This window comes from Streptomyces sp. NPDC004752 (assembly GCF_053601275.1).
This window is the reverse complement of record NZ_JBSGBN010000086.1, coordinates 12642-26023: the sequence shown is the minus strand read 5'-3', so window position 1 is coordinate 26023 and position 13382 is coordinate 12642. Positions and strand designations below refer to the sequence as shown.

14 protein-coding genes are annotated in these 13382 nt (G+C 69.1%); 6 read left to right on the top strand and 8 right to left on the bottom strand.

Features of this window, described 5'->3' with window-relative positions; genetic code table 11:
• Nucleotides 1-176: 176 nt before the first annotated feature.
• Both ACWEKM_RS30270 and ACWEKM_RS30265 read right to left on the bottom strand, forming a co-directional pair.
• Complete coding sequence (locus ACWEKM_RS30270) at nucleotides 177-371, bottom strand: DUF397 domain-containing protein (RefSeq protein ID WP_451624448.1); 195 nt, start codon at nucleotides 369-371, stop codon at nucleotides 177-179.
• Nucleotides 371-1222, bottom strand: a complete 852-nt coding sequence (locus ACWEKM_RS30265; protein WP_451624447.1) for a helix-turn-helix domain-containing protein — start codon at nucleotides 1220-1222, stop codon at nucleotides 371-373. Before ACWEKM_RS30265 ends, ACWEKM_RS30270 begins: the two co-directional genes overlap by 1 nt.
• A gap of 125 nt (nucleotides 1223-1347) precedes the next feature.
• Here ACWEKM_RS30265 and ACWEKM_RS30260 point away from each other — a divergent pair, with 125 nt between their 5' ends.
• Complete coding sequence (locus tag ACWEKM_RS30260) at nucleotides 1348-1803, top strand: ATP-binding protein (protein ID WP_451624446.1); 456 nt, start codon at nucleotides 1348-1350, stop codon at nucleotides 1801-1803.
• An 83-nt stretch (nucleotides 1804-1886) separates the two neighbouring features.
• On the opposite strand, the gene ACWEKM_RS30255 is transcribed toward ACWEKM_RS30260, so the two are convergent.
• Complete coding sequence (locus tag ACWEKM_RS30255; RefSeq protein ID WP_451624445.1) at nucleotides 1887-2444, bottom strand: AAA family ATPase; 558 nt, start codon at nucleotides 2442-2444, stop codon at nucleotides 1887-1889.
• A 159-nt stretch (nucleotides 2445-2603) separates the two neighbouring features.
• Nucleotides 2604-3806 (bottom strand): Cmx/CmrA family chloramphenicol efflux MFS transporter, encoded by a 1203-nt coding sequence (locus tag ACWEKM_RS30250; protein ID WP_451624444.1) that lies wholly within the window; start codon nucleotides 3804-3806, stop codon nucleotides 2604-2606.
• 296 nt (nucleotides 3807-4102) lie between these two features.
• On the opposite strand from ACWEKM_RS30250, the gene ACWEKM_RS30245 reads away from it, so the two are divergent.
• Nucleotides 4103-5191 (top strand): DNA polymerase III subunit beta family protein, encoded by a 1089-nt coding sequence (locus tag ACWEKM_RS30245; RefSeq protein WP_451624443.1) that lies wholly within the window; start codon nucleotides 4103-4105, stop codon nucleotides 5189-5191.
• Nucleotides 5192-5214: 23 nt separating this feature from the next.
• Nucleotides 5215-5724, top strand: coding sequence for a hypothetical protein (locus ACWEKM_RS30240; RefSeq protein WP_451624442.1), 510 nt, complete (start codon nucleotides 5215-5217; stop codon nucleotides 5722-5724).
• A 136-nt stretch (nucleotides 5725-5860) separates the two neighbouring features.
• On the opposite strand, the gene ACWEKM_RS30235 is transcribed toward ACWEKM_RS30240, so the two are convergent.
• The 4 genes from ACWEKM_RS30235 to ACWEKM_RS30220 form a co-directional block, all read right to left on the bottom strand.
• Nucleotides 5861-6361 carry a DUF5949 family protein gene (locus ACWEKM_RS30235; RefSeq protein WP_451624441.1) on the bottom strand — a complete coding sequence of 167 codons (501 nt, stop codon included), beginning with the start codon at nucleotides 6359-6361 and terminating at the stop codon, nucleotides 5861-5863.
• A gap of 130 nt (nucleotides 6362-6491) precedes the next feature.
• Nucleotides 6492-6782, bottom strand: coding sequence for a hypothetical protein (locus ACWEKM_RS30230; RefSeq protein WP_451624440.1), 291 nt, complete (start codon nucleotides 6780-6782; stop codon nucleotides 6492-6494).
• 201 nt (nucleotides 6783-6983) lie between these two features.
• Entirely contained in the window at nucleotides 6984-7604 is a 621-nt protein-coding gene (locus tag ACWEKM_RS30225) for a hypothetical protein (protein ID WP_451624439.1), read from the bottom strand.
• Between the two features lie 292 nt (nucleotides 7605-7896).
• Nucleotides 7897-8136: a chaplin gene (locus tag ACWEKM_RS30220; RefSeq protein ID WP_451624438.1), complete on the bottom strand. Its 240-nt coding sequence runs from the start codon at nucleotides 8134-8136 to the stop codon at nucleotides 7897-7899.
• 598 nt (nucleotides 8137-8734) lie between these two features.
• Between ACWEKM_RS30220 and ACWEKM_RS30215 the strand changes: the two genes are divergently transcribed.
• From ACWEKM_RS30215 to ACWEKM_RS30205, 3 genes are all read left to right on the top strand, one after another.
• Nucleotides 8735-10153, top strand: coding sequence for a DUF2079 domain-containing protein (locus ACWEKM_RS30215; RefSeq protein ID WP_451624437.1), 1419 nt, complete (start codon nucleotides 8735-8737; stop codon nucleotides 10151-10153).
• A gap of 64 nt (nucleotides 10154-10217) precedes the next feature.
• Nucleotides 10218-11360: a tetratricopeptide repeat-containing glycosyltransferase gene (locus tag ACWEKM_RS30210; protein ID WP_451624436.1), complete on the top strand. Its 1143-nt coding sequence runs from the start codon at nucleotides 10218-10220 to the stop codon at nucleotides 11358-11360.
• A 605-nt stretch (nucleotides 11361-11965) separates the two neighbouring features.
• Nucleotides 11966-12964 (top strand): hypothetical protein, encoded by a 999-nt coding sequence (locus tag ACWEKM_RS30205; protein WP_451624435.1) that lies wholly within the window; start codon nucleotides 11966-11968, stop codon nucleotides 12962-12964.
• Nucleotides 12965-13382: the final 418 nt, after the last annotated feature.

Here is a 13382-nt window from a genome sequence, read left to right as displayed (position 1 = left end):
CACCGCCCGTCAGGTGACGTATCACTCGTCCACGCCCCGCTTCATGCGGCGGGTGAGGAAGTGGAAACGTCCCTAGCGTGCCATGGGTCGAAGCGGCCCGGCGAAAGTCCCCGGCACCGGGTCCATGGGCTACATCGGCCCGCACCCGGACGACACGCAGACCTGATCGTTGATCGTCAGCGGGTGACGGCGAACCGTATGAACGCGGTCCATTCCGAGGCACCGAAGGCCAGTTGAGCGCGGGCGGGTGCCTTGGAGTCGCGGACGTGGACGGCGCCGGGCGTTGCGGCTACCTCAAGGCATTCGCCGCCTTCGCCGCCGCTGTAGCTGCTCTTGACCCAGGAGAGTTCGGGCGAGGTGGTAGCAGTCATCATTGCTCTCCCAACAGTTCTGCCATCAGGGCAAGAGACTCGCCTGGTGTGAGAGCCTGCCCGCGAATGGCTCCGTACCGCGCGGCCAGCATACGCACTTCTTCCGGGTCCGTGATCAAGTGACTGGCTCCCTGCACCTCCAGGTAGCCGACCTGCGGCTTCCCTTTCGGCGTGAGGAGAATGAACGGACCATCCACACCCGGGTTCTCATCGCAGCCTAGCGGCAGCACTTGCACGGTGGTGCTGCGCAGTCGGCCAACCTTCAACAGGTGCCGCAGTTGTTCCTGTTGAACCTTCGGCCCGCCGATCTCACGCCGTAGAACGGCTTCGTCGATTACAGCCGTGACGATGGGCGGTGGCCACTGGGTCAAGATCTCCTGACGAGCCATCCTCGCGGCCACACGTTGCTCGATGGTCTCCTCCGACCACAACGGCCTCCGCACGGTGAACGTGACTCGCGCGTAGTCCTCTGTCTGCAACAGGCCAGGGACCGTCACCATGCTGAAGAAGTTGATCTCAACCGCACTCAACTCCAGCCGCGCGTAATCCTTGAACCACGCCGGATGCCGAACCCTCGCCTTCGCCTTGGCCTTCTCGATGTCCTCGATGGTGGCCACCAACAGCCCACCGGCATCAAGCAGTTCATCCGCCGCCACGAGAAACTCGGCCTGCGGCGTCCGCCTCCCCCGCTCCACCGACGAGACGAGATCCTCGCTGTACCCCAGCCGGTCCCCCAACTCCTTCTGCGTGAGCCCGGCCCGCTCCCGCAGCAGCTTCAGTTGCTTGCCGACCGCCCGCATCAGGTCACTGCTCAACTCGCCCTCGTCGTACGACTTCTGCGTCTCCGACACCCCGTCCTCCGCCTCGCCAGGTCACGGCCGTCACCCGGTACGGAAGACATTCCGTACCGGTACACACACCTCCGTACCGAAGGATGCCCTGGTCAGCGTAGAGCGCATCGACCACGCTCGGTGACATGAAGTCACAAATCTCCACCCCCCGACCCATCCCCGCCACGCCTCTCCGCTTCACTCAACTCCTCAGCGCCACGCCCAGAGGCGCCCGCCTCGCCCGCCTCCTGACGACGCAGCAACTCACCGAATGGGGCTGGCCATCCTCCTGCACGGCCACCGACTCCGCCGCCCTCGTCGTTGCCGAACTCGCCGCGAACGCCGTGACCCACGGCCGGGTGAGAGGCCGCTGCTTCCGCCTCACCCTCGTCCTCGACACCCCGGACACGCTCCGTGTGGAAGTCGCCGATCCCCGGGGCGACCGCCCACCTCAGCCCCGTACCACCGCTGTCGCCGCCTTCGACACCACCGCCGAATCCGGCCGCGGCCTGCTCCTCGTAGAGACCCTCGCCACCCGCTGGGGCACGGCCCCGTACCCGCCCTCCGGCAAGACCGTCTGGGCATGTCTCCCACTCCCCTGACGGCGGATCCGCGAAGACGCCGATGAGAATGCAACCGCGGCGTTCGAGATCCTTGGAGCGGCAGGCGAGTTCAGCACCGCGGCCTAGTCCCTCGCGCTGCGCGGATCAGCGGCATCCGCGTGGCCGCGCGGAATCCTTGTGGCACGGTCGAGTTCGCGGCAGAGGTCGGCGACGCAGGCGGCGACCTCGCGGCCCGCGGTGTCCACCACAAGGCGCTCTCGGTGCCAGGGCTCGTACTCGCGGGTGACGATGGCTTCCCAGCTCGGCAGAGCGAGGTCGGGGATGTCGACGGTGCGGTGCTCGGCCCGACGACGATGCTCGACCGCGTCGGAACAGACGATCTCGGCTTCCACCACGGGGACATCGGCTCGCACGGCGATGTCCCGCCAGGCGTCGCGGGTGACGGCGAGCGGGTTGACGGACTCGGCGATCACCGTCAGCCCCTGCCGCACATGCTCCTCGGCCAGGGCATGGGCGACGACATATCCGACCGGGCCAAGAGGCCGGGCGGCCGACCCGGAACGGACGATTGCCTGCTCGATGGTGTCCACGCGCAGGTGCACGGCATTGACCTGCCGTGCGAGGGCTCGCGCCAGAGTCGTCTTTCCCGTTGCCGGCAAGCCACAGATGATGACGAGCATGGGTCCATCGTGTCCTACGTCGCCGGGTCCACGGCGCAAGCGACTCAAGAACGTTGGAAAAACCAGAGTGATCTCGGCGACGTGCGCGATCGGGCGGGTGCGGCAGCGCTCGATGAGCCTTCGGCGGCCATCGACGGCCAAGGGGGGCGTTCGCATGTGTCACTGGAGCGCCTCGCTGCTCCGGCCTGCTGCGATGACACCGCGCAGGGGGAACGCGATGAGCAGGGCGACAGCGACCAGGATGCCGCTTGTCCACAACGGCCCGAGGTCGCCGGCCGCGGTGCCGAGGGTGGCTGCGGCGAGGAGCGGTCCGACGGCGGCGCCGACGTTGAATGCCGCGGTCGCGTAGGAGCCTCCCATGGTGGGGGCTCCCGCCGCCTCGTACAGGACCCGCGTGATCAGCGTGCTGCCCAGCGCGAAGGACAGCGCGCCCTGGACGAACACCAGGGCGAGCAGAGCGGTCGGCCGGTCGGCCAGCACGGCCAGGGCCGGCCAGCCGATGAGCAGCAGCGGACCGCCGACTGCGATGACCAGGCCGGGGCGCCGGTCGGACAGTCGGCCGGCGACGGTGACCCCGGCGAAGGAACCGGTGCCGAAGAGCACCAGGGCGACGGAGATCCACAGCTCGCCCAGCCCCGCGGTGTCGGTCACGACGGGAGCGAGGAAGGTGAAGCCGGCGAAGGTTGCCGCGTTCACCAGCGCGCCGAGCAGCATCACCAGGAGCAGCCGCGGCCTTCTGAGCTGGGCCAGCTCTGTTTGCAGAGCTGGCCCGCCGGTGGCGTCCTGCCGCACCGGGCGCGCGGGAAGTCCTCTGGGGATTCCCGTGGGGATTCCGGTGAGGATGCCGATGGCCGCGGGCAGGCACACGGCGGCGACGGCCCAGAACGTGGCCCGCCAGCCGAGCAGAGTGCCCAGTACTGATCCGCAGGGGACTCCGGCGATCGTGGCCACCGTGGTACCCGACAGCAGTACAGCCAGCGCACGCCCCTTCTTGTCGGGGGAGACCAGTGCGGCGGCAGTGGTCAGAGCGACGGCGAGGAAGCCTGCGTTCGCGAGTGCTGCCACCACCCGGCTCGCGAACAGGACGGCGAAGGTCGAGGTGGCAGCGCCCACGGCGTGGGCCGCCAGGAATACGAGGACGAACCCGGACAGGCTGGACCGTGCGGGCCAGTGGCGGGTCAGTGCCGCCATGAGCGGGGCACCGACGATCATTCCGATCGCGAAGGCCGGGGTGAGCATGCCTGCCGTCCCGACGGTGACGTCGAAATCGGAGGCGAGGTCCGGCAGGAGGCCGGCGAGCATGAATTCCGAGGTGCCCATGACGAAAACCGCCAGGGCAAGCAGGTACAGCGGGAAGGGCATCGAGTGACTCCGGGTGAAGAGAAGCACGAAAGGTCATCTCGTCACCGCGGTCAGCACCCCAGAGCGCACTCGCCCGGCCGCAGAAAGCGGCGGGACGGCGGGACCACGAACTCACCGGTTCGCAGGACTACGAACTCACTGATTCAGGGGGCTGACGGCGTGACCGAAAGCCCCCACCTTGTCCGACTCAGGACTCGACATGGCCCGGACCCTATCCAACCGGCGCCCATCAACGCATCCCGGTTACACACGGCCGGTGTTGACCTTCGACTTGGTTGAAGCTCGACGATGGCGGGGTGCCGAACTCCGAACTGATGCCGATCGGGTCCTTCGCCCGACGCACGGGTCTGACGTCAAGCGCGCTGCGCTTCTACGCCGACTGCGGGCTGCTCCCTCCTGCCGAGGTCGACCCGGTCTCGGGCTACCGCTACTACAGTGCCGACCAGGTGGCACGGGCAACCGGGCTTCGTCGGCTCCGTGAGATCGCCATGCCCCTCACCGCCGTCGAGGCGGTCCTCGCCGCCGAACCCGACGAGGCGTCCCGGCTGATCGACGAGCACGTCACGAAGGTCCTCGGGGACGCGGTAGCGGTGCGGCAGAACGCCGCTTCGATCAAGTCATCGCTCGCCGACGTGCCGAGCCTGCCGATCGCCATGCTGAAGGGGCCCGTACTGGCTGACGCGATCGAGCAGGTCATGACCGCGACCGCACGTGATCCGGGGATGCCGGTACTCGGTGGACTGCGCGTCGAGGTGACCCCTGAAGCGGTCACGCTGACCGCAACCGACCGTTACCGGCTCTCGACCCGAACCCTGGTTCCTGCCGAATCAGCCGCCATGACCTGGGCGGCCACGGTCAACGGTGACGAGCTGCGGGCCGCGGTCCCTGAGATTCGCCGCAGCGCGCTGGTGCGAGTCGAAGCGACGCCGTACGGGATCTGGCTGTGCCTGGCGAACCGAGAAGACCAGCACTGCCGACTCATGCCGGAGGAGTTCCCCGACCACCGGCTGATGCTCGCGTCGCTGCCCGAGGTCACCACCCGTGTGACGGTCTCGAAGGATCTGCTCCTACGAGCTCTGGAAGAACACCCCGACGACCGGATCGCGCTACGTGTAACCCACCACGGCATGGACGTCGCGTCGACCGACGACGAGCACCACGACTCCCCGCTGCCGGCCACCGTGACGGGGCAAGCCCTCCGGATCTCCTTCGAGTTGACCACGCTCTATCCAGCCATCAGCACCGCGATCGGCCCCGACGTGCTGCTCGACCTGCGAGGACCCGACCGGCCCGTCACGATCCGCTCCGCCGATCGCGGCGATCTCACCACCTTGGCCATGCCCGTCGACCCCGACCACTCCGCCCACTCCGCCCACTCCGTCTGAGCACAATGCCGAGGACCACTGCCATGACCGCCACTCCCACCGGCCCCGACCCGACCATGGAAGCCATCGGCCAAGCCGTCACCGAAGGACGAGCCGGTGATATCGCCGCCGCCCGCCACAAGCTCCTGGTCCTGTGGTCCGCGATCAGTGTCACCGGCGACCCGCTGCACCGTTGCACGCTCGCTCACCATCTGGCAGACCTCTGCGAAGACCCCGCCCAGGCCCTGGCCTGGGACATTCGGGCCCTGGATGCTGCCGATGCCCTGACCGAGCAGCGCGTTCAGAAGCATCACGCCGGCCTTCACATCGCCGGCTTCTATCCCTCGTTGCACCTCAACCTCGCCGACAACTACCGCCGACTCGGGTCGTTCGACGCTGCCACCGAGCACATGAACGCGGCCAAGGCGAGCGCCCCCAACCTCCCCGAGGATGCTTACGGTGCCCTTCTGAGCACGGCGATCGAGCAGGTGGCCGAGGCCATCACCCAGCGGGACACCGCCAAGCGAGCCCCCGACCCGGATCCCGGTGCATGACCCACGAGAACGCGCCGCTCTCTACGGTGCGTTGGATGAGATCCACGCGGGCACGCTCGCGGGGACGGGCGTGCCCGGTACCCCCACGGTCGAGAGCCGCCCGCCGTCGCGGTCAGCCGCGCAGGGACCGTCGGGGTCAGCCGCGCAGGGTGCGGGCCGGCAGGACGACGTGCGCGGCGGCGCTCAGGGTCTCCTCGGCGCCGACGAAGGCAGCGAGTTGCTCGGGGGTCAGGGGCGTGCCGGGCCGGGCCTCGGGCCAGGGGCGGGTGGTGAACACCAGGTAGGCGTAGCCGCGTTCGGCGACGGCGGCGAGCCACTCCGGCGGGGCGGGGCACTGTGCGTTCAACTGCGGCAGGGTGACGACGGCCTGGCCGGACTGCACGAGCAGGGTGACGGGCAGGCTGGGCCTGGTGGCACCGTCGACAAGGTCCCCGCCGACCGGCAGTCCGTTGTTCTCCAGCAGCCGCTCGACGGCGGCGGACGTCGTCTCGGCGCCGCCCTCGGCGTCCCCGAGGGAGTACGCCAGCAGGTACGGCATGTCGCCGGCGTCGGCGGCGTCGCCGCTCCAGGCGAGCACGACGAGCGTGCCCAGGTCGGCCAGGCGGAATGGGCGGGTTTCGGCTGAGGTTGAGGTCACCCGCGCGACCCTATCGACGGACCCGCGAGCCGCCTGCCGGGTTCTCACCCGACCGGCCCATCGGCCGCGGGGCGGCCACACGAACGAGGGACGCCTCTCGACGTCCCTCGAACACCTCACGCGAGGCCGGTCAGCTCTGCAGCGGCAGACCGCCGAGCAGCGGGGTGTGCTGGTTCAGCGCGCCGGTCGCGCCCTTCACCGCGTTGAGCACGGAGCCCTTGTTCTCGGTGTCGAGCGCGTTCGACTGGTGTTGCAGCGGCATCGCGTCGTTCACGGTGAGGGGACCCTTGGTGAGCGTGTCGACGGCGCCGTTGAGGCTGGTGGGCGTGAGGTCGGCGGAGTTGTGGGCGAACGCGGGCGCTGCGACACCCGCGAGGGCCACGGAACCGGCTACGACAGCGGCAGCCTTCAGGGACTTCATCGTGTTCCTTTCTCGGCAACTCACGTCACCTCGGGACATTCTGACGCCGTGTCCAACGATGTCCGGGCGGGGCGGAAACCCCGTCGGCGGAAGACATATGAGATCCCCCGGGACAGCGTGGCGGACGTGCCGCAGCCGCCCTGCGGGCCGAGGAGCCGGCCGGCTGGGCGGCTGCGGAGGGGGCGCTCCCTGTGCCGCGGGTCAGCTCACCGGCAGCGAGGGCGTGGTGACCGGGAGCGAGGGGGTCGCCGCCGGAAGGCTCGGCAGGGCGGGCAGGCCCGGCAGGTTGGCGGCGGGCAGTCCGCCGCCGAGCAGCGTAGCGGCGAGGAGGTTGACCAGGCCGGTGACGACGGCGGTGACCGCGGGCAGGACCTGTCCGACGTCGCCGGAGGTGACGGCGGCGAGCAGGGTGTCGACGGCCTTCTGCAGTGCGGCGAGCGCGTCGCCGTGCAGGTCCTTGGCCTTGGCCGCCTTGCCGTCGTCACCCTGCTTCGCCGGCGCGGGCGCGGCCGGGGCCGCCGCGGTGATCTGGGCGATGGCCACCTTCACGGCGTCGGCCAGCTTCTTGGCCTGCTCGGGGGTCAACTGGCCGTTCTGGAGCGCCTGGTTGAGCAGGTCGGTGACCGGGGTGAGCACGGCGCCGAGGCCGGCCAGGGCCTTGGTCTGGGCGAGGGCCGCGTCCGCACCGGGGACGGGAGCACGGGACGCCGCGTGGGTGCGCTCCCGGGGCGAGTCGGCCGCCACGGCGGCCGGGCCGGCGATGCCGACCAGCAGGGTGGCGCTAAGAGCGGTGGACGCGATACTCCGTGCGGTCAGACGCATGGGGGTTCCTTTCGAGCCTCGGATCTTGGACCCACCGTGAAATCACCCGTCGCGGTCCGCAACCGCTCGACTGCGGCGGGTGTCCTCCCGCGGCCCGCGCTGATCGCATCGTCCCTGGTGGGACTGCCTGTCGGGGACACCGCGGGGGTGCCGCCGACGACCCCCGTACGGGGGAACGCAAACCGGTCCCGTCCGAGGGAACGCAAACCGGTCCCGTCCGGGGAACACGAACCGGCCGCCCTCCCGTGGAACGCGGCGGGAGGACGGCCGGCGAGGGGGATCCGCCGTCCCGTCAGTCGTTGACGCAGGTGTTGCCGAACGACGGGTTCAGCAGCGCGATGACATCGACGGTGTTGCCGCAAAGGTTGACCGGCACATGGACCGGGACCTGGACGACATTGCCCGACAGCACGCCCGGGGACTGGGCGGCGGCGCCGTGCGCACCGCTGTCAGCGGCGGCGACACCGGCGCCACCGGCGACGGCCGCGACGGCAGCGGTGGTCAGGGCCAGGCCCTTCGCGATACGGGACATGGAGAGGTACTCCTTGAGATCGACACAAACATCCGGGCGGACACCCGGCGCTGTGTCAACGCATCGCGCTCCCGCGAGTTGTGCCGCCAGTGGAGTGATCGGAATGATCTCCTCACGGGCCATGTCCGGCGCGCGCCCGCGGTCTTCCGCACACTCCCGGCGCCCGCACACCCCCGGTGCCCGGCACCGGGACACCGGGGCACCGATCGGGTCCGGACGGCGGCCACCGGCCCGCCGTCGCGGATGCCCCGGGCGGACAGCCACGCACTCTTGAAAGGCCGCACCCCAAAGACCGCACCCCAAAAGCCGCATCCCGAAGACCGCATCCCGACGCACACTGCCGGCGCCGGCACGAATACAGCCATTCGGTGGATTATCGCCGTACCCGAGTTTGAACAAGAGCAAAGAGTCACGCGTTCCTGGCATCTTGAGGGCCTCCACGTCGGAATTCCGGGAGGTCCCCATGAAAGCCCCATCCAGCAGCCTCAGTCCGGCCCTCCCGTCACAACAGTCATCACAACAGTCATCTGCCGACAGAAAAGCGGTGATCGAACCGCCGCACAGAAGTCGGCTCGACGGCACATGGTGGGTCTGGGCCATGGCCGGGACGTTGTTCTTCCTGTATGCGGCCGTGTCGCTGCGTATCCATCAACGGATGCTCTCCAAGAGCTATGACCTCGGGATCTTCGAACAGGTCGTCCGCTCCTACGCGGACGGGCATCTGCCCGTCTCCGAACTGAAGGGGCCCGGCTTCCCCGTTCTGGGGGATCACTTCTCTCCCGTCCTGGCTCTCGTCGCGCCCTTCTACGCGCTGCACCGTTCGGCGACCACCCTGCTCATCGTGCAGGCCGCGCTGATCGCGCTGAGCGTGGTGCCCCTGGCGCTCTGGGCGCGCAGGGCCCTGGGCTCCCTGGCGGGCGCGGTGATCGGTGCCTGCTACGGGCTTTCCTGGGGCATCGCGAGCGCCGTCGGCTTCGACTTCCATGAAGTCGCCTTCGCCGCCCCACTGCTCGCGTTCTCGCTCGCCGCTCTCGGCAGCAACCGACTGACCGCGGCGGCGTGCTGGGCGCTGCCGCTCCTGCTGGTGAAGGAAGACCTCGGACTCACGGTCGGCGTGATCGGCCTGGTCATCGCCTGGCGCGGTTCCCGCAAGCTGGGCTTCCTGACCGCGGGGCTCGGTCTGGCCGGGACGCTGCTGGTGCTGCTGGTGATTCTGCCGGCCTTCAACCCGAGTGGTTCGTTCGCCTACTGGTTCCTGGCGGACACCCCTACGGGTACTTCGGGCGCGGGCGGCGGCAGCGGGCCGCTGGACCTGCTGTACCGAAGCACGGTGGGCCTCTTCACCCCGCAGACCAAGCTGTCGACTCTCGTGCTCCTGCTGGCCCCGACCGTGTTCCTGGCCGTGCGGTCCCCGCTGCTGTGGGTGGCGGTCCCGACGCTCGTCTGGCGCCTCTTCTCGAACAACTACGTCCACTGGGGTACCGGCTACCACTATTCGCTGGTACTGATGCCCATCCTCTTCGCCGCCTTCGTCGACGCCCTGGTCCAACGGGGCACAGGGCTCGGCAGCCTGCGCCGGTATCTCGCCGCCGCGGCCGCGATCACCCTGGCGATCCTGCCGAGCTTCCCCTTCTGGCAGCTCTTCAGCCCGGCCACCTGGCGAACGGATCCGCGCGTCGCCGTCGCGCACAGCCTGATGAAGAAGATCCCCGACAACGCCACGGTCCAGGCATCCACCTATCTGGTTCCCCAGCTCACCAACCGCACGAGCGTCAGCCTCCACGGCTATCCGGTCAGTCGTCCCTCCCCCCAGTGGATCATGGTGGACACATGGGTGGCGGCACCCTGGCGATGGCCACTGACCTACGACGTGGAGCGCAGCTTGCTGGACCAGGCCCGCAATGAGGGGTACAGCACCGTGGCCGACCGCGACGGCTTCGTTCTGCTGCACCTCACTCACCGGCCCGAACGCAAACCGGTCTCCGGCGACTTGGACGCCTCCAAGCACAAAGGCTGATTCCGCCGTGGGACAGGTCTCATCAATGACCCCGCATCGGGAAACGTAGGAGCGTGGTGCTGTCGTGAAGCACTCCATCTGCCTCTGCATGATCGTCAAGAATGAGTCAGGCGTCATCGAGCGATGTCTCGCGTCCGTACGCGATCTGGTGAACACCTGGGTGATCTCGGACACCGGATCGACGGACGGAACCCAAGCATTGATCCGCCGCACCCTCGACGGGATCCCGGGCGAACTCCACGAGGAACCCTGGGTCAATTTCGGGCACAACCGCACCCTGAACATCCAGCATGCCCGTGGCAAGGCCGACTATCTGCTGCTCCTGGACGCGGACCACGTCCTCCGCGAGGACGGCCCCCTCCCCCGGCTGACGGCCGACGCGTACATGCTCCGGCACGAAGGGGCCACCGAATACCGGATCAGGCGCTTGGTACGGGGGGACGTCCCGTGGCGATACGAGGGCGTCACCCACGAATACCTCACCGCGGACGGGCACGAAGCCCAGGAGAACCTCGACGCGCTGGTCGTCGAGGACCATGCGGACGGCGGCTCACGGCATGACAAGTTCGAGCGAGACGCCCGCCTGCTCGGCGCCGAGATGGAACGCGACCCCACCAACACCCGCACGGTCTTCTACCTGGCCCAGACCATGCGCGACATGGGCAACACCGCTGAGGCCATCAGACTGTACGAACACCGTGCGTCGATGGGCGGCTGGGCGGAGGAGGTCTACTACTCCCTGCTTCAAGCCGGCACCCTGCACGCCGATTCCGGTGACCTGCCCGCCGGCATGGACGCGCTGACCCGGGCCTGGGAGTCACGTCCACAGCGGCTCGAAGCGTGTTACGAGCTGGCCTCACGGCTGCGCGGCATGGGCCGCCATCACATGGCTCACGCGATCGTCGTCGCCGCCCTGGACAAGGAGCAGCCGGACGACATCCTGTTCACCCAGCCCTGGGTCTACCACTGGGGGCTGCTGTGCGAGTTCTCGATCACGGCCTATTGGGTGGGCGACTTCGAGGGCTCGCTCCGTGCCTGCGACCGGCTGCTCGCCCTGCCCGACCTGCCTCCGGCCCACCGCGAACAGACCCTCATCAACCGTGATTTCGCCGTGCGCAGGCTTGCCACGATCCCGGAGCCGAGCCATGGCCTCGGAGGCGGCAAGGGCAAGCGGCACCACAAGGACAAGGGCACGAAGACGCGCTGACACTCCGCCGGGCAACCCACTCGACCGGACGGAGAGGAAGGTCGAGTGCGGCGGCCCAGGAAATCAACGGGGCTCTCGTGCCGACGAGTTGAGGTTTCGAACACCTCCCTCGACGGCGCGGGAGCCTCCCGCGTCGCAGGCACCGGCACCGGTCGCCCGGCCAAGGGGCCACACCGAAAAGCCAACCCGTGAATCCCGTGATTTTCGCACCTATTTACAGTCGCCACAGCCTGGCATTCACCTCCCTCATTCGACGTTGATTAACCGATTAAATACGGGCTCTCCGGGTGATATATGAGCCACTTTCAGCCCACTTGATTCGAGTCGCCTGGATTTGCTGGCGACATATGCAGTTTGCTGTTCTCACCTCATCTCCCTCAGATTTTTCAGGAAAGGCACGGTGGGTTTTGGTGCATGGGGCCTTTAAGACCAGCGGCGCGTCGTCACTGGTTCTCGGAGCAGTGAGCCTCGGCCTTACCTTGGGTCTGTGCGGCCCTGCTGCGGCGCACACGCCCTCTCTCGCGGGCCGGGCGGAGCACACGAATCAGCGTCTCGCTGCGGTCACGGGGACAGTGACCGCAGCGACCGGCGTAAACGTCCGCGCGTTGCCGACGACGGACTCGGCGAACCTGGGTTCGTTCCCCTTCGGGGCGAACATCTCCCTCCTGTGTCAGGAGGTGGGCCAGTCGGTCGACGGGAACATCTGGTGGTACAGGCTCGCCAACCAGAACGGGTGGGTGACCGCTCGTTGGGTCAGCGCGTCCGGTGTGCCGCTGTGCTCGGACGTCCCCGGTCCGACCGGCCCGACGGGTCCCTCGGGCCCGGCCGGCCCCACCGGCGCGGGCGCCACCGGTCCCACGGGTCCGGTCGGCCCGCAGGGTCTCATCGGACCGACGGGACCCCAGGGCATCCAGGGCGTCCAGGGCATCCAGGGCCCGCAGGGCAACACCGGTGCGACCGGTCCTGCCGGTCTCAACGGCCTCAACGGGGCCACCGGCGCCACGGGTGCCACGGGCGCCACAGGTGCCACCGGGGCAACCGGATCGACGGGAGCGGTCGGCCCGCAGGGTGTCACCGGAGCAACGGGAGCCCAGGGCATCCAGGGCATCCAGGGCATCCCGGGTCCGCAGGGCAACACCGGCCCGACCGGGGCCAACGGCGCGACCGGACCGACGGGGGCCCAGGGCATCCAGGGCATCCAGGGCAACACCGGTGCGACCGGGGCCGCCGGCACCAACGGCGCCACCGGACCGACGGGACCCCAGGGCGTCCAGGGCAACCAGGGTGTTCAGGGCAACCAGGGTGTTCAGGGCAACGCTGGGGCGACCGGGGCGACCGGGGCAACCGGGGCAACCGGTGCGGCCGGCGCGCAGGTCCTGAGCTCGACCCCTCAGACCCTGGCAGCCGGCACCACCGGCACGTTCACCGGTCCCACGTGCCCCGCAGGGACCACGGCCGTCTGGGGTGGCGTGACCCAGGCCGCGGGGACGGGTCCGCTCAATGTGCAGTCGGGCATCGGGGGTGCCGCCTGGACGGTCACCGTCGTCAACGGGGGCGCGGACGTCGCGACCTTCACCGTCCAGTCGGTCTGCCAGTCCAGCTGATTCCACGAGGACCGCGGCCGTCACAGGCTCGCCCTTGTGACGGAGTGGTCTCCCAACCGGTCCGTGCCGTCCGCCTCCATGGCGGGCGGCACGGACCGCTTCTTATGTCCCGACTGTCCCAACGCTTCCCGAACGAGACGGCGAGGACGACGTCACCGTCGGCCCGTCCGAAAGTGCCACCATCGCATCAAGAACGGCATTCCGACGATTCCGGCATGCGACAGCAGCAGCGGCGGCAGCGGCATCGGCAGCACCCAGGTGATCGTCGAAGAGCGGACGCGACGCGGGCTTGCCGCCGTACGCCGCCCCGGCATCATCCCCCGGCGGCCACCGCCGCCACCCGCGCATCTTCGCGACCCGGCTTCGGCGATGGGGGCTGACCAGCCGTCCGCCTTCTGGCCCACTCGGCCGCCCGAGC